This window comes from Flavobacterium sp. NKUCC04_CG, assembly GCF_019345525.1.
Lineage (GTDB): Bacteria > Bacteroidota > Bacteroidia > Flavobacteriales > Flavobacteriaceae > Flavobacterium.
This window is the reverse complement of sequence record NZ_JAHKRA010000011.1, coordinates 50,962-73,084: the sequence shown is the minus strand read 5'-3', so window position 1 is coordinate 73,084 and position 22,123 is coordinate 50,962. Positions and strand designations below refer to the sequence as shown.

24 protein-coding genes are annotated in these 22,123 nt (G+C 36.4%); 23 read left to right on the top strand and 1 reads right to left on the bottom strand.

Features of this window, described 5'->3' with window-relative positions; all coding sequences use genetic code 11:
* Positions 1 to 250: 250 nt before the first annotated feature.
* From dnaG to KO524_RS10180, 4 genes are all read left to right on the top strand, one after another.
* Positions 251 to 3,472, top strand: coding sequence for a DNA primase (dnaG, locus tag KO524_RS10195; RefSeq protein WP_219293639.1), 3,222 nt, complete (start codon positions 251 to 253; stop codon positions 3,470 to 3,472).
* A 200-nt stretch (positions 3,473 to 3,672) separates the two neighbouring features.
* Positions 3,673 to 3,849, top strand: coding sequence for a hypothetical protein (locus KO524_RS10190; protein WP_219293637.1), 177 nt, complete (start codon positions 3,673 to 3,675; stop codon positions 3,847 to 3,849).
* Between the two features lie 3 nt (positions 3,850 to 3,852).
* Positions 3,853 to 4,311 (top strand): hypothetical protein, encoded by a 459-nt coding sequence (locus KO524_RS10185; RefSeq protein WP_219293635.1) that lies wholly within the window; start codon positions 3,853 to 3,855, stop codon positions 4,309 to 4,311.
* Between the two features lie 54 nt (positions 4,312 to 4,365).
* The gene (locus KO524_RS10180; protein WP_219293633.1) at positions 4,366 to 6,090 is read left to right on the top strand and encodes a hypothetical protein; all 1,725 of its coding nucleotides are present in this window, start codon (positions 4,366 to 4,368) and stop codon (positions 6,088 to 6,090) included.
* Between the two features lie 34 nt (positions 6,091 to 6,124).
* Here the strand turns inward: KO524_RS10180 and KO524_RS10175 are convergent, their stop codons facing one another.
* On the bottom strand, positions 6,125 to 6,379 hold the full coding sequence (locus tag KO524_RS10175) for a hypothetical protein (protein ID WP_219293631.1): 255 nt from the start codon (positions 6,377 to 6,379) through the stop codon (positions 6,125 to 6,127).
* A 140-nt stretch (positions 6,380 to 6,519) separates the two neighbouring features.
* On the opposite strand from KO524_RS10175, the gene KO524_RS10170 reads away from it, so the two are divergent.
* The 19 genes from KO524_RS10170 (at position 6,520) to KO524_RS10080 (ending at position 22,123) form a co-directional block, all read left to right on the top strand.
* The gene (locus KO524_RS10170) at positions 6,520 to 7,026 is read left to right on the top strand and encodes a hypothetical protein (RefSeq protein WP_219293629.1); all 507 of its coding nucleotides are present in this window, start codon (positions 6,520 to 6,522) and stop codon (positions 7,024 to 7,026) included.
* The gene (locus KO524_RS10165) at positions 7,019 to 7,750 is read left to right on the top strand and encodes a hypothetical protein (RefSeq protein WP_219293627.1); all 732 of its coding nucleotides are present in this window, start codon (positions 7,019 to 7,021) and stop codon (positions 7,748 to 7,750) included. Before KO524_RS10170 ends, KO524_RS10165 begins: the two co-directional genes overlap by 8 nt.
* Positions 7,751 to 7,764: 14 nt before the next feature.
* Positions 7,765 to 8,841, top strand: a complete 1,077-nt coding sequence (locus tag KO524_RS10160; RefSeq protein WP_255555230.1) for a hypothetical protein — start codon at positions 7,765 to 7,767, stop codon at positions 8,839 to 8,841.
* Positions 8,842 to 8,844: 3 nt separating this feature from the next.
* The gene (locus tag KO524_RS10155; protein ID WP_219293623.1) at positions 8,845 to 9,051 is read left to right on the top strand and encodes a hypothetical protein; all 207 of its coding nucleotides are present in this window, start codon (positions 8,845 to 8,847) and stop codon (positions 9,049 to 9,051) included.
* Positions 9,039 to 10,073 (top strand): hypothetical protein, encoded by a 1,035-nt coding sequence (locus KO524_RS10150; protein ID WP_219293621.1) that lies wholly within the window; start codon positions 9,039 to 9,041, stop codon positions 10,071 to 10,073. Before KO524_RS10155 ends, KO524_RS10150 begins: the two co-directional genes overlap by 13 nt.
* 1 nt (position 10,074) lies before the next feature.
* A complete protein-coding gene (locus tag KO524_RS10145) occupies positions 10,075 to 11,046 on the top strand; it encodes a hypothetical protein (protein WP_219293619.1) in 972 nt (323 codons plus the stop codon).
* Positions 11,047 to 11,097: 51 nt separating this feature from the next.
* Positions 11,098 to 11,643, top strand: coding sequence for a hypothetical protein (locus KO524_RS10140; protein WP_219293617.1), 546 nt, complete (start codon positions 11,098 to 11,100; stop codon positions 11,641 to 11,643).
* A 57-nt stretch (positions 11,644 to 11,700) separates the two neighbouring features.
* Complete coding sequence (locus KO524_RS10135) at positions 11,701 to 12,006, top strand: hypothetical protein (RefSeq protein ID WP_219293615.1); 306 nt, start codon at positions 11,701 to 11,703, stop codon at positions 12,004 to 12,006.
* Between the two features lie 7 nt (positions 12,007 to 12,013).
* Complete coding sequence (locus KO524_RS10130) at positions 12,014 to 12,511, top strand: N-acetylmuramoyl-L-alanine amidase (protein ID WP_370629729.1); 498 nt, start codon at positions 12,014 to 12,016, stop codon at positions 12,509 to 12,511.
* Entirely contained in the window at positions 12,508 to 12,969 is a 462-nt protein-coding gene (locus tag KO524_RS10125) for a hypothetical protein (protein WP_219293614.1), read from the top strand. The genes KO524_RS10130 and KO524_RS10125 overlap by 4 nt, the downstream gene beginning before the upstream one ends.
* Positions 12,966 to 13,847 (top strand): S49 family peptidase, encoded by an 882-nt coding sequence (locus KO524_RS10120; protein WP_219293612.1) that lies wholly within the window; start codon positions 12,966 to 12,968, stop codon positions 13,845 to 13,847. Before KO524_RS10125 ends, KO524_RS10120 begins: the two co-directional genes overlap by 4 nt.
* 22 nt (positions 13,848 to 13,869) lie before the next feature.
* A complete protein-coding gene (locus KO524_RS10115; protein WP_219293610.1) occupies positions 13,870 to 16,008 on the top strand; it encodes a hypothetical protein in 2,139 nt (712 codons plus the stop codon).
* A gap of 11 nt (positions 16,009 to 16,019) precedes the next feature.
* Complete coding sequence (locus tag KO524_RS10110) at positions 16,020 to 16,844, top strand: hypothetical protein (RefSeq protein ID WP_219293608.1); 825 nt, start codon at positions 16,020 to 16,022, stop codon at positions 16,842 to 16,844.
* Positions 16,845 to 16,974: 130 nt separating this feature from the next.
* Complete coding sequence (locus KO524_RS10105) at positions 16,975 to 17,340, top strand: hypothetical protein (RefSeq protein WP_219293606.1); 366 nt, start codon at positions 16,975 to 16,977, stop codon at positions 17,338 to 17,340.
* A 6-nt stretch (positions 17,341 to 17,346) separates the two neighbouring features.
* Complete coding sequence (locus KO524_RS10100) at positions 17,347 to 17,583, top strand: hypothetical protein (protein ID WP_219293596.1); 237 nt, start codon at positions 17,347 to 17,349, stop codon at positions 17,581 to 17,583.
* 58 nt (positions 17,584 to 17,641) lie between these two features.
* Positions 17,642 to 20,134: a P-loop NTPase fold protein gene (locus KO524_RS10095; RefSeq protein WP_219293594.1), complete on the top strand. Its 2,493-nt coding sequence runs from the start codon at positions 17,642 to 17,644 to the stop codon at positions 20,132 to 20,134.
* 97 nt (positions 20,135 to 20,231) lie between these two features.
* Complete coding sequence (locus KO524_RS10090) at positions 20,232 to 20,585, top strand: hypothetical protein (RefSeq protein ID WP_219293592.1); 354 nt, start codon at positions 20,232 to 20,234, stop codon at positions 20,583 to 20,585.
* An 11-nt stretch (positions 20,586 to 20,596) separates the two neighbouring features.
* Positions 20,597 to 21,397 (top strand): hypothetical protein, encoded by an 801-nt coding sequence (locus tag KO524_RS10085; protein WP_219293590.1) that lies wholly within the window; start codon positions 20,597 to 20,599, stop codon positions 21,395 to 21,397.
* A 444-nt stretch (positions 21,398 to 21,841) separates the two neighbouring features.
* Positions 21,842 to 22,123, top strand: a complete 282-nt coding sequence (locus tag KO524_RS10080; protein WP_219293588.1) for a hypothetical protein — start codon at positions 21,842 to 21,844, stop codon at positions 22,121 to 22,123.

The window sequence follows — 22,123 nt, the reverse complement described above, 5'->3', positions numbered from 1 at the left end:
TTGCAACGGTTCTAAACTTATTTAGCGGGTGCGCTAGATACACGTTCTTACACTTTTATTGTACACCTTAGGCCGCTCTCGTTTTGACGAGCGGTCTTTTTAAATACACTAAATATGGACAAAATTAAACAATCAACTATAAATGTAGTAAAGGCGAGAATAAAGCAAATAGCAAACAGTCATTTGTTTTCTAAATCAGAAAAACAACTCTTATTGCTCAAGTACAAAGTGGAACTAAAAAAGCTTGAAGATGGGATTAATTAAAAAAGAATTTATCGACAAGCTTTTAGATCGTATCATCATCCAAGATGTAATTGCAGACTTTGTAGTGTTAAAAAAGGTAGGTGTCAATTTTCAAGGCAAATCCCCTTTTGTAGAGGAACGTACACCTTCCTTTGTCGTATCGCCAGTTAAGCAAATATGGAAAGACTTCAGCTCCGGGAAAGGAGGAACTGCTTTGGGGTTCTTAATGGAATTCAACAAGTTCACTTATCCTGAGGCTATCGAATATTTAGCTCGTAAATATTCTGAGGAAATTGAATATGAAGATCCTGAAATAGCACTGATAAAAAAAGAAGCACTTGATAAAAAAGAGAAAATTAGACCGGTTTTGCAATCGACTTTACGACAATATCAAGATCAACTAAATAAGCTTACCGACGATCATGCAGCCTTACTTGAAATTCAAAAAAGAGGGTATTCCAAAGATATCATTATCGAATGGGGGATCGGTTACGCTCCTGAAAATATAATTTATGAATTACTCAAAAATTCAGCAAGGGTTAATGATGGTTTGGCTTTGGGACTTATTCGGGAAGGCCGTAACAAACATCATTACGACTTTTATAGCAACCGGTTAATTTATCCGATACACGACGAAAATGGTTTATTGATTGGTTTAGCCGGTAGAGCTTTGTCTGATACAGCTAAGGCCAAGTGGATTAATCCAACCGTAGAACCATCAAATGTGTTATACAATAAAAGTAAAGTTTGGTTTGGGCTGCATAAAGCCAAAAGTCAAGCTCGGAAAAAAGAGGAGATGTATATTGTGGAAGGCTATAACGATGTAATCGCTTTTCAAGAATTCGGGCTTCAAAATACAGTAGCCCCCTGCGGGACTTCGATTGCTCCCAATCAGATTTATATATTGAAAAGGTATTGCGAACGCGTTGTTTTAGTCATGGATCCAGACAATGCGGGTAAGGCTGCTATGTTAAAACAAATCCCGATCTTCTTAGAGCACGGTTTTCGAGCCGATATAATCGTTTTGCCAGATGGTGATCCCGACGAATTTTGTAGAATTCATCGAGAAAATCTTGCGGAAATTGGTTTGGAAGAAAGGTTTAAAAAAGATGGAGTGCGTAAGGATGGGTTTCTGGCCTTGATGGAAGCCAATCTCGTTGGAGATGCTTTAGACGTCTCTAACGGAGCTAAAAAGCTCTCAGAGATAATATCTAAAATTGAAGACGATACCATGCAGGAAATCTACAGTGGTTGGTTGTCCAAAGAATCGAAAATTACGTCAGCCACCATAAAAAAATGGGTTAAGGAGTTCATCGATAAAAAGGCTGAATCGGCCAAGGTGGAAACAAAAACAGCTACAAAATACGAATTGCCAAAAGACGTCAAAATTCCCCTTAAAGATTTAAAGGATGACATTGTTCAATATAATCTCTTTATGGCCAACAATCAAATTTATATGACGTTGCCAATAAGTCCAGATGGAGTAGTCCGGTTTTCTGCTATTTCCAATTTCCAGATTGAGATTTTACAACACATGAACGACGAAAAGTTTCCGATGAAGTTGCTGCGAGTTAAAAACATCTTTGACGATGAGAAGATTTTCGATGTGCCTTCAGATAGCATAAATAATCCCCAATCGTTTGAGAAAATTGTTACCGACCAGGGCAATTTTAGATTTGATGGAAATAGAACTGCTTTACAATTTCTAAAAAGGTATTTGTTTGATAAAATGGGCAACGGTCGTAAGATCGATGTATTGGGATGGCAACCCGACGGTCAGTTTTGGGCTTGGAACAACCGAATATTAGCCATAGATGGAACGGAGATTCCCATGGATGAAAACGGAATTTTTCAATATGGTGGCGTACACTATTATATTCCTTCAGCGAATAAGATTTATCGGCATTCCAATCTGAAGTACGATGCACAAAAGCGCTTTCGGATGATTGAAAGCAAGATTCCTATGGAAGTGTACTTTTCCAAAATGAGAGAAGTACATCGCGATTTCGCCATCAGTGCCATACTCTTTGCAATGGCCTCTTTGTTTCAAGATATCGTGGTTGAAAAACTGAATAGCTTTCCGCTTTTATTCTTTTACGGACCAGGATCAACGGGTAAGGATGAATTGTCAAACATCGTACAATCATTCGTAGGTATTCCTCAAGTAGCGATTAACCTGGAGGGAAATGTATCGACAATAAAAGCACAGGTTCGAGAGTTTGCCCAGTTCAGAAATGGGATATCTCATCTTTCAGAATACAAGCGAAACAACGATCAGTTGGATGGCGTACTGAAGGGACTTTGGGACAGACGCGGTTATAAAAAGGGAAATATCGAATCGCATATTGGAACCGATTCGGTACCTATAGAATCATCAGCCATATTAACGGGAAACCATTATCCAACTGCAGAACCGTTGATATTGCGCTTGATATGGAATGAGATGGACAAAAGCCAATTTGATCAAGAAGAGATGAAACGGTTCGACGAACTCAAAGACATGACCTTGCAAGGCGTTTCGGGCTATAGTCATCAAATACTAAAACACCGGCAGTTGTTTATAGACAAATTCGATTCGGTTCAACGCGCACTCAAAGTGATGTTGGAACAAGAGTTACCCGAAGCTCGGAGCCGGATAATTTCTAACTTATCGGTGCTTACTGCTGTCTATATGATTTTTAAAGATTTGATTATCTTTCCTTTTACCCAACAAGAAATGTTTACACATTTTAAAAAAGGAGTTGAACAACAATTGAGAAAAATCAGCTCGTCTAGCGTTACCACGCGCTTTTGGGAAATGTTTATCACCTCGCTTCGCGGCCATAAGGACGATCGTTTGCAGGTGGGGTTTATTGTATCAATCGAAACCCATAAACTCTATCTCCAATGGACACATACCTACGCCAAGATCCAACGCATGTGGTTTGCTCACTACCAAGAAGCAGCACCTTCCAAAACGAGTTTGTTGGATGCTTTAGAAAAACTAGGAGTGGTTGCTGGCCGTGTTGACTCCCATTCTTTTTCATCGGGCCGCCAAGCCAATCGTTCCTCTGCTATAGTGATTAATCTGAATGCCCTTGATGAAACGACAAAGAATGACATCGTGGGGTCGATTCTTTTTCAAATGAACCAATTGGTCAACGAAAACGAACTTGGAGGTCTTTTTGGCCCCCCTGCCACCCCCAATGAAGTAAAAGAATTAGGAGAAAGTGAAGAACCTACTTTTTAAAGTCTCAACATTCTCGACATGATTTTTGTATTGATAATCAATGGCTTAGTGTTGAGAGAATGTTGAGATTGTTACAGAATGTTGAGAATCACTATAGTGCTTTCTGTAACATTCTCGACATGATATATTGTAACTAACTGATATTCAGAGGTTGCGATGTCGAGAAAGTAAAAGTGCAATTTTGAGTTTAAAAAATGGATTTGTATAAAATAATCGAGATAAAATGGATATTTCAACACTGTGAGACAGTAGAGGAAGTATTCGAAGCCTGTGAGGTATTTAAATACCTACGGGAGAAGGATTTACTGAGCAACCTTGGAGCACTGGCAGTAGCGGCATATTCGTGTAAGCGCTTTAGAGAAATAGAAAAAATATGAATCATGTATTTAGAAATTCAGGCCAAGTTCCGATTAGCAATATTTGAGGATCTCTTTTATGGAGATATGAATGATTGCGCTAAATGTCAATTTCTCAAGGGAGGGGTAAGTTTTTTTATTAAACACAATCAGGAACTAAAAGGACCGTTTAAAACGCACGACAACCACTACTGTATCTACTACTTTACGGAGATGTACCGAGGAATTCTGAATCAATGGATATATGTTCAGGATCAAAATAACAGCCAGTCAACAATAAAATTCCCTTTATATTTAAGAACCGCAGATGTAAGTGATCTAAGTCGTTTTTCAACTTGTATTTTATACATCAATAAAAATTTGAGTAACCCCTTCGAACTTCCCAATAACTGGATTGATTTCAATCAAAAATGGAAGAAATTTTTTGACAATAGACAACTATTCGTCATCTGTGAAAAACAAAAGTTGATGACGTTTAATTAATAATTTTAACATTTCATTTATAATTGGTTAAATTCGCTTTTTAAAACGATTGCTATGCTTGTAATAAATAACAGTGAAGATTTACATAGAGTTGGTAATGAATATTATGATGCTGAGAAAAATATTTTACATTTTAAAAATATCCATTTTAATACTAAGTTAGATTTTAGTACTTTTTTGGATACTATTGAGGGGGCTTGTAATGCTAAAATTCGTGACGAAAATTCAAGTAATGAAATTCGCATCTATACTTTTGGACTTGAATTTAAAAATATAAATATAAATATAAATATAATTTTTGAGAGATGTGTTTTTGAATATAAATTCGAACTCTTTAAAGTACAGTTTCATAAAGGAATTACTTTTAAAAAAGTAACTTTTAAGAATGATTTTGATGTTACTTCTAGTGAAGGCAATATTAATTTTTTACGTTTGTCTATCTTTGAAGGAGGTTTTAATTGTTTTAAATCGGAACTTAATATTGCTGATTTTAGTTTTATTGACAATATTGTTGTTGAAGAAAATTTTAAAATAATAAAAAGCGTTTTTAAAAAGACATTGATTTTGGACTATATAGAAGTTAAGAAAACACTGTTATTAATAGAAAATAGTTTTGGCGAAAATGTTACTTTTAAAAATTCTAAGTTAGAAAATGCTTTATTAGAAAATAATAATTTTGAAGATATTGATTTAGATAAGTTACCTTCATTAAATTTTTCTCAAGCAATTATTAATTCAGGACTTAATGTATATGAAAACCGTTGGAAAACTATAGATATTAGTAATTCAAATTTTAAGAGTTATTTTTATTTAGAATCTACACAATGTAAATCTCTTAATGCGATAGCAACTACTTTTGATGATTCTGTACTTATTTTAAAGTCAGAGTTTATTTTAGGACTAAACTTTACAGATTCAATTTTTAACAGTACAATAAGTTTAGTACATAATAGAATGCTTGACGCAAAGATTCATTTTGTCAGAGTAAAACTTTACGGAGAATTGTTTTTAGGGAATGATAATTCAGAAAGTAAAATGATGTTCGCAGGTGAAATAAATTTTGACCAGGCAACTATTTATGATACTGCAATTGTCAGGTTTCAAGACATAAATAATAAAGAATTGCCTAATGGAATTATAAAGTTAACAAAAGCGGTAGTAAAAGGGGGAGTTTATTTTAATGATGTTTTTATTAGAATGATTCATTTAAAAAGTGCTGCCGTACCTGGATTTATAAATCATGAATCTAATCAGTTATTTACTGTCGAGGACTGGGAATCGGCTTGTATTTTAAAAAATGAGTTTAAGAAAAACAATAATCAAATTACATATAATGCATATTATAAAAAGGAAATGAAATGTTTCTCAATATCTGAGGAAGCAAATTTTTGGGATAAAGTGATCTTATATCTAAATAAGTGGTCTAATAATTTTGGAACCAGTTGGGCTCGAGGAATCTTATTTACCTTCTTATCCAGTTTACTTTTTTTTGCGGCATATTATCTTTTAACATTTGATCATTTTTATTATGGAGGGGATCCTAATACTTTTTTTCTAATTGAAAGTGATTTTTGGTGTTCGTATCTCAATTACTTTTGGATTCTTGCAGGATTTAATTTGTTGCTAGAAAATTTAGCTGCTGGTTTTACAGGAGGTTTTTGGATAATTTTATGGGGAGTTACTCTAAGCGTTCTTTCGATCTTATCTTTCGTTATAGGTAAAATCATGATTGGTTACGGAACTTTTCAAACGATTAAAGCTTTTAGGAAATATATTTAATAAAAAAGGGAGGAATTAGTTCCTCCCTTTTTTATTAGCAAATGATATACGCATACGTATTACAAAGACATTCAAAATCAAAAAGTTTTGAGCGATCTACACGGCGTAGATTATGAAACGCCCATCCGATTTTTTTAATATCATCTCTAAAGGATTCTAGAAGCGCTTTGTTCTTAAATGACTCTTCAATTTTTAGGTCATCGTCGATGGCATATAACAATTCCCAATAATAATAGTCTCGTCGAGGATTTCTCTTTCCATCCTGCAACTTCGCAATGGTATTCTTCATAATAAACAGTTTTAAATTAATTACAAAACTGCACTATAGGCCAAAAAATAAAAAGGACATACCGTTTTAGGGGGTTAAAGTTAGTTTTGTTTTACTGTTTAGTAAAACTTTATTATATTAGTGTGTTTAAAAGTGCAGTTATGAGTTTGTTTTCAAAAATCCATAGAGCCCCTAGTTTAATTTCCGTTTACCTTGACTTTGACGGAAACCTCCTTCCTGTGAATTCATCAACAACTGCAGCTTTTTATGATAGCGTTGAATTGGGAACCAATTGGATTACCACCCATTTTGGAAAGGGATCCGTTCAGTTTAAAGAAACTTCCGCGACAGCTCGAGCAGGAACCCGATACCAACAACGATTTGTAATCCGATTTCCATCCTTTGATGCGATGCGGTCCGTGCGAACGGAAGTTTTTCACTTAGTTCGAAACATCAAATTGGTTTACAACAACGGTTTTGAAGTGGTAATCGGTAGAAACGATTACATCCAAAACCGCAACCCCAAAGTAACTACAGAAACCATCGGCAATTTTTTGCAAGTGGAGTTTTATACAGAGAGCATTACACCGGCCGGTTTCTTAAAACCCAATACCGATTTATTGGGATTTCCAGAAATATTACCCATAAACTTTTTGAGTCATGACTAAGATGAATTTCCCTTTAGCATTTAAAGATAAAATCAATACTCCCGAAAGAGAAAAGTCGCTGCGTTATCTAAGCCAGGAGAAAAAACTTGATGCTCGAGAAGTTAACTTATTTCGTGATGCGATTAATGAATTGTATAATCGATTGGAAGCTGCTGGTTTGGAAAAGCAAGAAGCATTAATTAATATAAAACCGATTCCAACGGGATTTTATCGTTATATGGTGGCTAATGAAGGACGTTATACGCATTTTAAAGATGCGGAAGACGCGGCTATTGAGGTCAATTCTGAAGATTTAAATCGTGGCTTGGTAGAAATTTGGGTAACTGACAACGTAGCTAAAAAGGTCGTGCTATATCAAGACATACAAAACCAAGTAGAAGCTGGGATTCAGGAAATTGTGGGTAATGAAGATTTAAAAATTATTGTTGAATCTTCTGCAGGAGATTTTTTAGATCCCAACTTTATGCAAACCACTTTAACGCCAACAGTAACCAAATACTTTCGACCTTATAACGACGATGTGGTTTCCTGGCAATGGTTTCGGGAGTCGGGTAATACGGATGAGGATCGCGACAGTGATCAAATTTGGGCACTGGATAAAAACCAACCCATCTTACACTTAGAACCGGAAGATTTTACACCCAAGGTTTTCGATCATGGTGTGACCTTTATTTGTCAAGCCATCGTAAATGGTAACGAGATAATTACTGAAGTAAGCTTATGAGAACAACAAACAAAATGATAAAACTCGTTTACAAGCCCTTTTCTACCTATAGAAATATTCGTTTTTTAAGTGGATCGGAAAGGCAGTTTTACGACGCCAATACACAATATTTTAATCCCGATCGGAGACTGGATCCATTGGTAATTTTGGTAGAATGCGGTGTTACCGATCCACACGGATTTAAGACTGGGTTGGTCAATCAACACTTGACCGATGTCAAATGGAAAATATCGGAATCGGGTGTTTTAAAAGATATATTACCAACCGATACTGAATTTGTAATTGGAACTGGAGTAGATAAAGGGTGGTTGAAAATCTTTAAAAATATAGCCGACACCGAATCGGCCACCTTGATTTTTACAGCTAAATATTTTGATATTGATTCAAAGAGAACGGCGCATTTTCAACAATCTTTTGTATTGCTGACAACGCCAACTGCGGTGTCTCCTGCCGTTTTAGAAACCAACTGTCCGCATGGTGAAAATCTTTTTTTAACACAAAACAAAGCGGGTTTGGTAGTACAGGCACAATTGTTTCGAGAAACATCGGTTTTACCTGCGGCTTATTACTGGTACAAAAACGGTGTCGAAATTACAGATTCAGGAGGGTATTTAAATTCCAAAAGCAGTCGACTATTTGTGCCTGCGTCGGAAATTTCACAGACTGGAACCGTTATTACTGTAGAAGTAGCAGATTGTTCCAACGACCTAAAGAATTTAAACCAAGACGGGAATCTTCCTCCGGAATTACCGGCTAATTACCGACCTGATCAAAAACCGGCTAAGGTTTACAAAGGCGATTTTTTATTGATGAAAAAATATCCAAAATATCAGGAAGAAATCCTCATCACACAAGGGGGAATCAATCCATCGGTAACCTTTGTAGAAGCGGAAATGATTATCAATACATGTGAAGGAACCTTAAAGAATCCCGAAAATGCCTTTTCGGTAGGATGGTTAAAACAACCTGATGGGAGGTTTTTATACAAGGGTTTTAAAATTAAAATTCCCATAGAAAAAATAGTGGAGCTCCACAGTCAAAACAAACAATTAGATGTGGAACTGCGAGAAGATTTAACCTTAAAAGAGTAAGTGATGAAATATATATTAATGAATGAAAAATTGGCGATAGAAAAGGGAATTATCAACGCGAAGCATCACTTTAGAAAAGAAGGAGAGTTGGTTTTATTCAAACGAGATATTTTGACTTTTTGGGAGCAGCAGTCGGGAAATACCACCGACGAATTTGGAGAATTAACCACGCCAGAGGCGTTAAAAACAACAGAAAAATGGAAATTGTAAGAGGGCGTAGAACCATAAGTGTGATAAAAAGAGGTGATAGTTTAATGACCGGACTAATAGCCACTAAACCACTTGTTTCTAAATATCAAAACAATTCGGTTATCGGCAGTTGGACCTTGGAGGAAAACCACCGAATCATTTACGTACAGATATTGACAACTTTGACCAATACACCTATTGCGTCAAATAATATCACTTCTCAGATTTGGAAATTTAATGGAGTTGTGATTTCGGATACGGACAGCCGCTTTGAAAAAACAGTACAGCAGTTGGGAACTGTACAAGTACCTGCTATCAAAATAAAAGCGGATATCATGCAGCAAATCGAAACCACAAGCAGTATTGAATTTAGTGCGTCGGTATTTAGTGGCGGGCATACGATGACCATTCACGCCAACATCACGGTGATAAAGGAAAACATAAGTGCCAATACTTATACTGCCTATATAATTGATCAAAACAGTCGAGGAGCAACGATAACTCAACAATTTCCAACGGTTGTACTCGAAGCGGTATTAGAGAAAGGGGGGATTATTCAAACAGCCAATACCTACCAATGGTATAAAATGACTTTAGATCCTAATTTGGATTTGACCAACGACAATGTAGCTGATCACAGAATGTTGTTACCGGGAAAAACGACCAAGACTATAACACTCACTGCAGCCGATATTGCTACTTACGATACCTATGCGGTGGACATTTTTGAAGCAGGACAGTGGGTCAAAACCGCATTAATATCCGTACGCGACGAAACCGATGTATTGGAATTGATGTTTAATGTTACGGGTAACGAAAGTGCATTGGACATAGGCGAGACTGTTGTTTATACGCCTAAAGTGGTATTGAGAGGAACCACAACTCAAGCAGCCGGTAATTGGACGTACAAATATCAAAAGATAAAAACCGACGGAACCCTTGTGGGCACTCAAACAACGGGGGGTTCCTATACGGTAACCTATGCCGAAGTAATTGCTTCAGGCGATGGGATAGATGTTTTATTTGAAGCAAACGAAGTGTAAAATGGGAGCAATAGTTAGATCAAGACGAAGTATTCAATTACTTCAAAGGGCTAAGTTTATACGGATTAACTGTACCGGAAATCAATTTCACGGTGCGGTTCCTTCAACTATAACCTTATCGGTTGTGCACAGTGGAATAGAAGTAAATACTTACCGATGGTGGCGTGGTAACACCTCTGTAGGAGCTAATCAGAGTTTAATTATTGCCAATGATCAAGTCACTCAAGCTGTTGTTTTTAAAGTAAGGGTTACCGCCACAGATGGCGCTATTTACGAAGATTCGATTTCAATATCAAAAGTGACTAATGGAGAACCAGGTCGAACTGGTGTAATCCCAGTACAGCGAGAATGGATTAGGGGAGAAACCCACCGCAATAATGTTGACGTACTTGACTATATCTACCATCGCAATACCAATTCGTGGTGGCGATTAAAAGATGGGTATAACAATGTTGTGGCTCCAATAAATCCGAACAGCCATTATATACGATTAAACGCGATGGAACAACTAGCAGTAAACTTATTAATTACGGAAGGAGCGAATATTGCCGGATTTGTTTTTAAAGATTTAAAGATGATATCGCCGACTCCAAACTTGCACAACTCCAATTTGATTATTGATGGTAAAGAAGGGAGTATTTACTGTCGGAAAGGGGTGTTTACGGGAATACGTTTAATGAATGTTATTGCAGAACGATTAAAAATAATGACAGATAGCTTAAAGATTCCCGGATTAGAAGCAACGGTGGTGTATCTCGATACGGATGAAAACGGTTTATCTATTGGTTTGGATAGTCCCGATAGGCACACAATTGGGAGTATTAATTTTACGGCTGTAGAGCTTAATGGCATTGCTCATCCTGCTATGCAATTTAAAGATATTATACAAGAGAAAGATGTTATGAGAAACGAGCGCATCAGTCCAGGAACGATGTATGTAGACTCCAGAGGATTCTTAAAATTAAAAATGTAAATCGGGGAAGCATGACAACATAACGATTCTTTTTCCACTAAAACTAAACAAATGAAAACTAATGTCCCTGTACATATTAGACCTCATTTAGTTTCCTTTTTCTTTCACGAGATACAAGGTAAAGAAATTCACTACCTTAATTTTCGATCCAAGTCTTTTGGATTGATGTTTTCCTCATCACTCAGTAAAATCATTCGATTGCTTTTGGTCAAAACTCCAGTTCCGATAAAACTGACTGAGTTAAAAATTTTACTGACCATCAATGAAAGCCATAATCAAAAACAATACAGCGGATCGGTGTTTCAAGTAGTCTCTGGCAAATATCACTTTTTAGAACTTCCTGAAGAAGCCACGGAAGTCATTAACGATTTGTTTGAAGACATCTTTCGAATTGCCTTTGTGTATTATGTAACCGGTCATACCGAAAACAGTGCTTTTCCTCATATTATCCGAGCCATCAATTCTTTTATTGACAAATACGAACTGTTGGAGTTTGGTTTCTCTGTAGAATCGTTAAGGCGGTTGTACTATCGCGAAATCAAGAAAAATACCAAACTCTCCCGTTTGGGACTTGTTTCCAATCGAATTGCGAAGTAAAAAGCATGTCACAGTTTTAGAGATACAATCCCTTTAGTTTTACTAAAAATAAGCCGAATGAAAAAGTTCTTCGACCTAATAGGATTGGAAATGATACTGTTTTTTGCAGGGATTGCTGGCGGGATCACTTCTCTAACTAAAAAACCAAAAGAGATGACACGCGGACAAAAAATAATCACAGTACTCGCCGGAGGTTTTGCAGCCAATTACTTAACCCCGTTGTTAGGCGATTGGTTGGATTTAACAGATAAGTCGTTGTATGGAATTGCTTTTTTGTTGGGCTATTCGGGTTTAAAATCGGTAGAGTTATTTATTCAAAAACTTCACACCAAGTTAGATGATGAGCAGGGCAAAAAAAATTAAGTATATAGTGATTCACTGTCAAGCCGGTCACGGCACCTTGGAATCCATGCAGGCCTTTTGGAAAACAAAAGGGTGGAATGCGCCTGGCTACCACACCTGGGTAAATTACGACGGTACTCGCGAAAAACTGACCAATTACGAAGATATTACCAACGGTGTCAAAGGATTTAATATCCAGTGTATCAACATCTGTTATAGAGGAGGTGTACAGAGAGAAAATGTAACTAAGGCTTTAGATACGCGAACCGTTGCGCAGAAATCGGCCTTGTTAGAAGAAATTTTTGATGCGATAAATTGGTTAACGGAAAACGGAAAAGATTGTACGGTAGATTTGATGATCTTGGGGCATCGAGATTTTTCAAAAGACTTAAATAAGAGTGGAACCATTGAGCCGTGGGAACGCATTAAAGAATGCCCGTCATTTGATGCTATTCCAGAATACAATTGGTTGACCATTTCAGCAGAAAACCCACCTTCTAAACAACTATTACCCCATAATCGATGAGAACCATATACTTGCTTTCCATGGTGTTTTTACTTTCCGGATGCGTTTCGTTAAAAGACCGCGCCGGAAAGTTTTTAAAAGCCAATCCGGATTATTTAGCCGAACAATGTGCGCTAAATTTTCCGCCAAAATTTCAGATTGTAGAAGGCAAGACACGAGTAGATACCCTACGAGAAATACTCCCGGGAGTGGAGATACCCTGTCCAGAGGTAAAGGACTCGGTAGGAACAATGATAAAAAACAAAGTCAAGTGTCCCGATCAACAGATTCAAACCGTTTGGAAAACACGGGTGGACACTTTAAAAGTAGAAAATACTGCCAATATAATTCGCTTGCAATCGGAGATCCTTCAGTGGCAAGCAAAAAATAAAGATTTACAAAAGGGAATGCAATGGAGGAATTGGACATTGGGAGTATTGGCAATATTCTTAGTGTTAACTTTTATAATCAAACGATGAAAACAAATACCTTAGTCATGGAATTACTTCGCGGCATTTGGGCGCTTCAAGTAGAGGCTTTACCGATTTATGGACCCTTGGCCTACCGTTTTTTGTTTGAAAACAGCACCGATGAGTTTGTCAAACCCCAATCGCTTTTTACGGTATTCGATTCCAATTTCCAAGCTGTAAAAGCCGCTAAAAACGAAAAAATCACCATTCCTAAAGACAGTATAGCCGTAGTTGATGCCATTGGATTACTGACCAAATACGGCGATATATGCAGTTATGGAGCCTTGGATATCGTTCGAGCTTTGGATTTTGCGAATCAGCATCCCAATATTATCGGAACCGTTTTAAATGTCGATGGTCCTGGCGGATCGATTGCGGCGATAGGCCCTTTGGTAGAGTTTGGCAAGCGAAAAACCAAACCCGTAGTCGGATTGTGCGATCAAGCTTGTTCAGCGCATTTGTTTGGAATGTTAGCGGTGTCTGATTACATCATGGCAGATAACAATATCAGTGCTCAAATTGGGTCGATTGGAGTGATGTTGTCTTGGATGGATAACAAAAAATACTTAGAAAGTATTGGTTACGAATTTCACCAAGTATATCCCGACGAATCCAAACACAAAAACGAGTCCGTCCGTTTAGCACAAGAAGGAAAATATGAAATGATAAAAAAAGAAATGTTGTCACCAAAGGCCATACAGTTTCAAGACTTTGTCAAAGAAAAACGACCGCGTTTAAAAGCGAATCATCCAGGGCTATTAACCGGAAAAAGTTTTGGAGCGGAAGAAGCATTACAATTGCAGTTGATAGATAGAATAGGAAGTATGGGAGAAGCCATGGAAATGGCCAAATACCTCAGTGAATTGCAACATATTAAAAAGAATTAATAACCCTTTTATACATACTATTATGGATTTTAAAATTTTAGCCAAAACGGTTGCTGCAGTAAAAGCATTTTTGGGAATAAAAGAAATACCCATAGATACAGATGCACTAACCACTCAGTTTACAGACGCGCAAAAAGTACAACTCCAAGCGCATTTTGGAGACGATTTTACTGAAAAGATGATTGATGCCATAGATATCGAAATCAAAAATGTGTTGCAAAACAAGGCCGATTTAGAAACGATACAGGAAGAAATCAAAGCTTTAGAGGTCATGGTCAGTGCCAATGAAAATATGGATGAATCTGATCCCCCAGTTTCTACGGATGTGTTGGAATCTCTAAAAGAATTGAAAGCACAATTTAAACAGCAAAAAGAGCTTATGGCCATTCTTATGGAAGAGCCGGAAGTTGAAACATCACCTTTACAAACCCAACTGATGAAAAACGTCGCTTTATTGCATTCACCTACCCATCTTTTTGCCTCGGGCAAATCGTGGGATGCCTTTGAAAAGAGAAGTTGGAACGCGCGTTTGCGCGACTTTTCTATGAAGGCTACAGACTTTAATAAGGAGGGAAACATCCCGCTATTACAAGATGACGTCGAGCATTTTGTACGACAAAATCCAGAAGCCTTAAACAGTTTGTTTAACGATACCTATAGTTTACCTGCAGAATGGTCTAGAAGAACTGGAGTATTGGATCGTGTGGCCGATGGTTATATCATTCCTGCAGAAATTGTACAAGGCAGATCCAAGGGATGGAAACCTAAAAATCGATTCCATATTGCAGCAGAAGAGGGTAGGGTATTTCGCAAAAAAATCGATATTACTTTTGACGGTTACGAGCTTCAAAAAATTGAAAACACCTGGATCCGTTCCTACAATAAAGAAGGATCGCATCCGTGGAAAATGTCGTTTGTCTTTTTCCTTTTAAGCGAATTGGTAAAACGCCAAGCTGCAGACGATCGTATTGCCCAAATTAACGGAATCTATGTCGCTACTCCAGATGGCGATGGCAATCCAGGGGCTGCTATCAATTCACAAGACGGTTTGATGTACTATTGGTATTACTTTAGAGATGTGGCTAAAAAATACCGCGCCTTTGATATTGGTCGTCCTACGCCGGAAAACATTGTGGATTACATCAAAACCATGATTGAGAAAATACCCGAAACCGAGCGCAACGAACAAGGCAATGAAATTCAGATTTCGTCAACCTTAATGCACTGGTATCGCGAACGTGCCGGTTTCTTATACCAACACCATTACAATACCGATTCGGGAAAACAAGAGTACAAAGAAAACCATCCGATTGACTATCCCAACTTTAAATTTCAGGTTTTGCGCGACATGACGCAAACCGAGTTTATTGGCATCACCCAATCGACAAACGTCGAAGTCTTGGACTATCAAGTGGACGAAAAAGGAAAGTTTACCATAACCCACGAAAAAAGAGATACTCACATATTTGCTGATTACCGTTTGGGAATCCGTTTGGTATTCGTTGGTACCAAACTACAGGACGAAGATCCTCGCGAGTTTGAAGTACAAAAAGTATGGTCCAACAGCGTGCCGATTTTCCACAGCGGAGTAAAAATTCCTGTATTTGACGATACCAGTGGAATTATCCAATTGCATTATCCATCGATTCAAGTCGACGCCGACTGGCGAACCGACATCACAAGTATAGAAGAGGCTTTACCAGGACAAATCATCCGAATATTTGGAAACAAAAAATTGCAAACGGCCAAGAAAGTCAAGAAAAATACGTCGCTCTTACTAACCTCCGACTATCCGCTAAACACCGATGGGGTATTGACTTTGTTGGTAACTGATGAAGGTAAATTAAAAGAAGTGTCGAGAACCACAACAGCCAAGCTTCTGGTAACCGATGTTCCGTTTGAAGATGATGTCATTGACGTTACTTCCGGAAACAAATTTGTATATCAAGGCGAAGTATCCACAACTATTAAATCGATTATAGGAGGGGTGGAAGGCAAAACCATCAAGGTGTTTGGAAATGACAAAGTGGATGTTGTGGTAACTATTAAAAATACGGACAGCATCAAAATAAGCGAAGCGGTTGAACTAAAAACGAGCCAACACTATATCGAGCTCGTCTTTATAGAAAATGTGTGGATTGAGCTAAAACGTGCCATTTAAAATTAAGAGTTATGTATATCAAAACATCAGTAAAGAAACCCACTGGCGCATCGCCAGGGGCTTCTGCTCCAAAAGAACCCAACGTGACTATCATCGATATCGACGACGTACTGAGTTTTCCCCAACGCGACTTCAACGGCGTAAAAATGGAGGGAAATTTTGTGCTAAAAGCAGACAGTTCGATGATTCAGGTTTATATGACACCGTCTAAATCCAAAGCCTCCTACGAATCGGAAGGCGAAGAAGATAGTGTGCAATTTAAACAAAAGTTTGAAGGCGAACACCCGGGAAACGATTTGGCTATTAACGAATTTATTCAGAATTGGACCGGGAGAAATGTGATCATTATCTACGGATCCTGCACTGATAAATTCCGCAAAGTATTGGGAAGTAAATGCGCCCCTTTACAACTAAAACCGTCCATGCAAGACGACAACGATGCGCGCAAGCAAATGTTGGTTTTTGAACAGCACGCTGCCACGGGGTTTGTACCGGGGCATTATCTCGGAGACTTGGTTTTGCAAGAAGCACAACTAACCGGTTCCAAAATAACGGCTACTTTGGAAAGGGGAACCCAATACCGACTCACGCCGTTAAACACCACCGAGAACATTGAGTTCAATCAAGTTGATCATGCCGATGGAACCATCATCACCTTAATAGGCAATGGCGACGAAGATCCTCCAGTACTAAAAAGCGGGCCGGGTACCAACGCAAATATCGTAGTACTGCTTAAAAACGGCGCCGATTGGACGGGTTTTCGCGATGCTGCAATCAACTTACAAGTGTTTGACGGAGGTAGTAAAAATTACATTTTGGAAGTTTCTAGGAGTTGAATTTTTGTGGTTAACTGTTAAAGGTGTTTTTTTGAAATACCTTTAACAGTTTTGTTTTAAAAAACGCAGTATATTTATCCTATACAATACATTTGATTATAAGTACATTACTGCTTAAATACTACTGATTATGAGTGTGACCTTGCAAAATATTGAAGAAACGATTCGCATAACTGAAACTAAAATACAGTTACACTTTGTTGTTATCGAAGGTCGAGAGGAAGCATTTTTTTGTATAATTGCGCCAACTCTGATGATTAGCGGATATGGAAATACTCAAAAAGAAGCAACCGAATCGTTTCAACATAATGTAGATGTTTTTATCGATGATATCGCTACGTTTACCGACCAAGAACGTGAAGCATTCTTTACGAATTTAGGATTTAAAAAAGATACTTTGCTCAATTTCTCCAAGGCGTATAGAGACGAAACCAAGGTTTTACAGGGTTTTACCAGCACCACAGTCAAAACGGCCGAAGTTGAAATTATCAGCTAAGCGATTATGGGGAATAACAGGCCAGTAAAAACCAAAGATTGGATTGCCTTTCTCAAATCAAAAGGATGTATTTACCTGCGTACAACAGCTTCACACGACCATTACAAATGCCCAAACTGCCTACGTACCATTACCCACCGCGAAAAAGACAAAGAAATTCCCGCCCTACATTGCCGAACGAATCTACACACTTTAGGATTAACCTTAAAGGATTTATACGATTGGATAGAAAAAAATAGATAATAAGCACCGAAAGGGTGTTTTTTTGGTTTTTAAAGGCTAGATTTGGCAAATTTTAAATATGAATTTCTCGTCAAAATATATAAGAACTGCTGTTTATAGTGCAATATTTCTTTTTACCTACTGGCTGTTCTATACTCCCATTAATGACTTTATCGATACTTGGTTTGTAAAAAACACTTGGGGACAATTGAAATTTGATTCGTGGCTAACTAAGATATTTCCGTTGGTTATAACTGCTTTAATTGCCTATGCAATGGATTTAGATTTTCTCAAAAAAGTAAAATACATACTTTTATTGTTACTAGTCAATATAATCATTATTGTTTTAGCGGATTTATTTCTGTTCCATTTTTGGAATCATTTAAGTATTGGAATAGTACCTGTAATCTTTTTAGTATTAATGCTCTTTGACTTTGTAATTGCTTGTAAGTGCCATACATTTCTAGTTAGAAAAGCTACAAGTAGTGATATAGCTAAGATATTGAAAGAAAATTTACATGGGCCTATTTGGAATAAAGAACAAGATACGTTAGATTTTGGATACCAAGTAGATCGTATGTTTCAGTATATACAAGGGATTAAAAATTCACAGTCGTTTGTAATTGGAATTAATGCAAGTTGGGGAAAAGGGAAATCTTCTTTTATCAATCTTTTAAAAGAACGGATCACATGTGAAGAAAGAGATAAACATGTAGTAATCGAATTTAACCCGTGGAAATCTAATAGCGCGAATGATGTAATTAGTGACTTTTTTGATGAATTTCAGAGAATATTAGAGAAGAATGGCTTGCAAATAGGCTCGAAGTTGGATTATTATAAAAAGTTGTTATTGGGATACGAAGGAGCGGGTGTAGCAAAAAGTATTGTAGGTTTTTTTCAGATGTTTTTTTTAAAAGAAAAATCTACTTTAAAATCTCTATATGATAGTATCAATTTAGCAATGGAAGAAGCGGGAATACGTTTTTTAATAATTGTTGACGATATTGATCGTTTGAATAACGAAGAGGTTTTTGAAGTATTAAAATTAGTGCGCAATAGTGCTATGTTTCAAAATGTAATTTTCCTTTTAGCCTACGACAAACAGTATGTGATTGATTCTTTGAAAAGTTTAAAAATTCCGAAGCCTGAAAATTATTTAGAAAAAATCATCCAAAAAGAAGTAGGGTTAATATATTCGGATGAGTTAGATACATTTCAATTGTGTATAGACTATTTAGATAAATATTTTAAAGGTAATTATGACGATAGACTCAAGAAGACATTCCGTGAAATAAAAACAGATATTATATTATTCCCTGAGAACGGAGAATCTTCTTTTCCTGAGCAGTATTCCGTTGCTAAAATGTTGCGTTTTAATAACCTAAGGGAAATTAAAATGTTTGTTCACAATTTAATGTATCATTATTTAAACTTAAAAGAGGAGCTTAATTTTGAAGAGTTTTTTATTTTAAATTACATCGAATTTAGGCTTCCCGAATTTTATAAGGATTTTACTGCGTTAGTTTTGCAAGAATTAGATTTGAATTCATTTAGTTCATTAACCGAGTTCAGGTTGCCAGTTATTGTGGATTTAACCGTTAAACATAAATTAGATATTGCTACAGATGTTAATTTAAAGTTATTTCATTATCTAGATCAAATTGACCCTAGTTTTAACTCATTTAGAAATCCACATAAAACTTATCTGTACTTTATATTACAAGAGAAAACAGATGATATTACGCAGAAACAAATAAACGAGCTTTTGGTTAAAGAAGACCTAATGATTGATTCATATATTAATACATCTAAGCAGATAAATAATTTATTATATTTTATAAAATGGGGTCTTTCAAATTCAGACGAAAAACATAAAGTTGTAGAGATTTTTAGACAATTGCTAAATAAAAATTTAAACTGTGACTTGCTTTTACCGAGTCTCTATAGTGAATATAATCTTTTAATCGAAAAAGTAATTGAAATTATAGAAGAGCAAAATAGTGCACTCGATCTACATATTAATAATTTAAATATCGAAATTAAAGCTTTTTTTGTGACGGATAAACCTTGTATTTTTAGGAATAATTTTATAGGAAATCATCTTAGAAGAGGAGTTAATTTTAAGAAAGTAAGCAATGAATATTTATACAAAATTCAGCAATGCTATTTGACACAAGCTTTAGAGAAAAAAATATCTTTAGAGAAAATCACTACATTTTATAGGCCATCAATTATTATTGAAAACAATCAACCTATGTACAAAAGCTTATTAGGTCTTGTAGCAGAAAGTAGAACAGGATTTTGGAAGTATTTAGAATCACATTTAGAAGAATTGTTTTACAAATTAGCTAGTCCTCAAGATAATATAGGCAAACTATTTACGTTGAGTGAAGATAATATGAGATATTTCTTTAAAGATAAAACACAGTTTGATGAATTCTTAGGAACATGTGTTATTAATAATAAAGCTCTTAATGATCTTTTAAAATTAAGTGAGCCAGGAGTACATTCATTTGAAAACATAAATGGTGAAAAAATAGATAAGTCATTTAGAGTGAATGCCGCTTGGTAATTTTTTTAACACCCCAACCCAACTACCATTAACTTGATTTTTATATATTTATCTCGGATAAGGTAAAAGCAAGTATCATTTAATTAGAAATATCTTGATGAAACATTGTATTATCATGTGTTTTATGGCCACTTTGTTTTCATTTTCGAGTTATGCGCAGGAAGTTATTTATGCCATAACCACCACTGGAGATCGAGTAGTTTTAAAACCCGACCAAACCTGGTATTACGCCGATAAGGGCGAGAAAAAAACAGAAGAGTCGAAGCCCCTCCCTTCGACAACCCCTTCAACCACGAGGAGCAATTTCACTTCTACATCCTCGAAGACGACGCCTACTGCTAAAAAACGCAGCAGTAGCTCCCGTTCCTATACCCGCGGACCGCGAGGCGGCTGTTATTACATCAGTGCCAGTGGTAAAAAGGTATATGTCGATCGAAGTTTATGTAATTAAAAAGTAGAAATATGAAAAAATATTATTCAATTTTGATAGTAGTTTTTCTTTTTATGTCGTGTACTCTTAAGTCCGAAATAGAGTCTTTAAACGATAAAATTAAAAATTTAGAAACGGAGTTGGACAACTGTTTACATGGAGCAGATAAGCTGTATGCAAAATTGATAGAAGCCAACGAAATGAAAAAGTATGGGCATGTCCAAGACCTATACAACGAGCTAAAAACGAGACATCCCGAGTTTAACAAATTAAAGGAAACTACGGAGATTTATGAGAAAGCTTTTTTAGCTGAAGAAGAGGATTTAAGAAAAATTGCTTTTGAGAAGGAAAAGGTAGAAGCAGAAAAGAAGATAGCGTTGGATAAGTTAAAGAAAAACTACGATGATGTGTCGGGTTGGACTTGGTATGAAACGCCATATTTGATTCATTATAACAACAGACATTTGACATCGCTTTATTTAGGGCAAAAAGAAAATACTATATTGTTGCGTTTAAAAATGTCTTATAACGGTATTGGTTGGATATTTTTTGAAGATGCGTATTTGTCCTACGATGGAAATACCCAATATATTTATTTTGATAAATATCAAAATAAAAAGTCAGAAATCGGTAGCGATGGAACAGTACATGAGTGGATTGATGTTAAAGTTTCAGACTTGACTGTAGATTTTTTGGAAAATCTTGTAAAAAGTAAAACTCCAAAAATGAGGCTATCTGGGAAATACACAAAAACACGAACACTATCTAAGAAAGAAATCGATGGCATCGATTTAGTACTAAAAGCATACGCCTATTTGAAAGAAAATAATTAGTGTACAACCTTAAAACACCTAGTTATGGAAGAATTCCAAAAACCTTATGAAGAACTAGAAGGAAACGAGAAAATAGTTCGCAAGTTAGAACATATCGAATCAGATATTATACGCATTAGAAACAATGTTGTTTTCTTTTTTACAATCACAGTTATAGCTTTATCTATTGGCCTTATAGTGCTTGTTGGAATTATACTGAACTCGATATAGATTCTTGAAATTTTAGAAAAAAAGGATATACATTTGTATGTCCTTTTTTTGTGGAATAAAAATATTTTTGTAGGTTTATGTTGCAAAACAATACTAGGAGAAATCCTTTTTAAAATTATTTCGTATCATAAGCGAGCCCTTACAATGGTGAAGGAACGGGAAACCGTCCTAACTCAATCCTAGATTGTTTTGCACACCTAAAGTAAGGGCTTCGTCTATTTAATATTTTCTAGTATGCAAAAAGAAAATGTAAATGCGACTTCATCGCAGGCTGTGATGAGTGCTGCGGTGCGGTATCTACAAGATACCGCACGATTGTCCAACTTTCGAACATTAGACCATGATGTTCATGAACTCATAGAAGTTCTCCTGATGACAGATTTTGTCGAGGAAAAAGAACTGCGTAATAAAGTAGTATTACTGTTGCGCCATGCCAAATACTTTACACAGGCATTCGAACCCTTTTCCGATCAAGAAATTAAAAATTCTTTTGCCGATTACCTCCAAGTAGAATAG

Bases quoted from the DNA above. Each gene is read 5' to 3' on its own strand.
- KO524_RS10160 (WP_255555230.1), top strand. From the start codon at position 7,765: ATGATAAAACTCGTTTACAAGCCCTTTTCTACCTATAGAAATATTCGT.
- KO524_RS10080 (WP_219293588.1), top strand. From the start codon at position 21,842: ATGCAAAAAGAAAATGTAAATGCGACTTCATCGCAGGCTGTGATGAGT.
- KO524_RS10120 (WP_219293612.1), top strand. From the start codon at position 12,966: ATGAAAACAAATACCTTAGTCATGGAATTACTTCGCGGCATTTGGGCG.
- KO524_RS10100 (WP_219293596.1), top strand. From the start codon at position 17,347: ATGGGGAATAACAGGCCAGTAAAAACCAAAGATTGGATTGCCTTTCTC.
- KO524_RS10150 (WP_219293621.1), top strand. From the start codon at position 9,039: ATGGAAATTGTAAGAGGGCGTAGAACCATAAGTGTGATAAAAAGAGGT.
- KO524_RS10115 (WP_219293610.1), top strand. From the start codon at position 13,870: ATGGATTTTAAAATTTTAGCCAAAACGGTTGCTGCAGTAAAAGCATTT.
- KO524_RS10090 (WP_219293592.1), top strand. From the start codon at position 20,232: ATGAAACATTGTATTATCATGTGTTTTATGGCCACTTTGTTTTCATTT.
- KO524_RS10180 (WP_219293633.1), top strand. From the start codon at position 4,366: ATGCTTGTAATAAATAACAGTGAAGATTTACATAGAGTTGGTAATGAA.
- KO524_RS10145 (WP_219293619.1), top strand. From the start codon at position 10,075: ATGGGAGCAATAGTTAGATCAAGACGAAGTATTCAATTACTTCAAAGG.
- KO524_RS10125 (WP_219293614.1), top strand. From the start codon at position 12,508: ATGAGAACCATATACTTGCTTTCCATGGTGTTTTTACTTTCCGGATGC.
- KO524_RS10135 (WP_219293615.1), top strand. From the start codon at position 11,701: ATGAAAAAGTTCTTCGACCTAATAGGATTGGAAATGATACTGTTTTTT.
- KO524_RS10085 (WP_219293590.1), top strand. From the start codon at position 20,597: ATGAAAAAATATTATTCAATTTTGATAGTAGTTTTTCTTTTTATGTCG.
- KO524_RS10155 (WP_219293623.1), top strand. From the start codon at position 8,845: ATGAAATATATATTAATGAATGAAAAATTGGCGATAGAAAAGGGAATT.
- KO524_RS10170 (WP_219293629.1), top strand. From the start codon at position 6,520: ATGAGTTTGTTTTCAAAAATCCATAGAGCCCCTAGTTTAATTTCCGTT.
- KO524_RS10175 (WP_219293631.1), bottom strand. From the start codon at position 6,379: ATGAAGAATACCATTGCGAAGTTGCAGGATGGAAAGAGAAATCCTCGA.
- KO524_RS10095 (WP_219293594.1), top strand. From the start codon at position 17,642: ATGAATTTCTCGTCAAAATATATAAGAACTGCTGTTTATAGTGCAATA.
- KO524_RS10140 (WP_219293617.1), top strand. From the start codon at position 11,098: ATGAAAACTAATGTCCCTGTACATATTAGACCTCATTTAGTTTCCTTT.
- KO524_RS10105 (WP_219293606.1), top strand. From the start codon at position 16,975: ATGAGTGTGACCTTGCAAAATATTGAAGAAACGATTCGCATAACTGAA.
- dnaG (WP_219293639.1), top strand. From the start codon at position 251: ATGGGATTAATTAAAAAAGAATTTATCGACAAGCTTTTAGATCGTATC.
- KO524_RS10165 (WP_219293627.1), top strand. From the start codon at position 7,019: ATGACTAAGATGAATTTCCCTTTAGCATTTAAAGATAAAATCAATACT.
- KO524_RS10110 (WP_219293608.1), top strand. From the start codon at position 16,020: ATGTATATCAAAACATCAGTAAAGAAACCCACTGGCGCATCGCCAGGG.
- KO524_RS10185 (WP_219293635.1), top strand. From the start codon at position 3,853: ATGTATTTAGAAATTCAGGCCAAGTTCCGATTAGCAATATTTGAGGAT.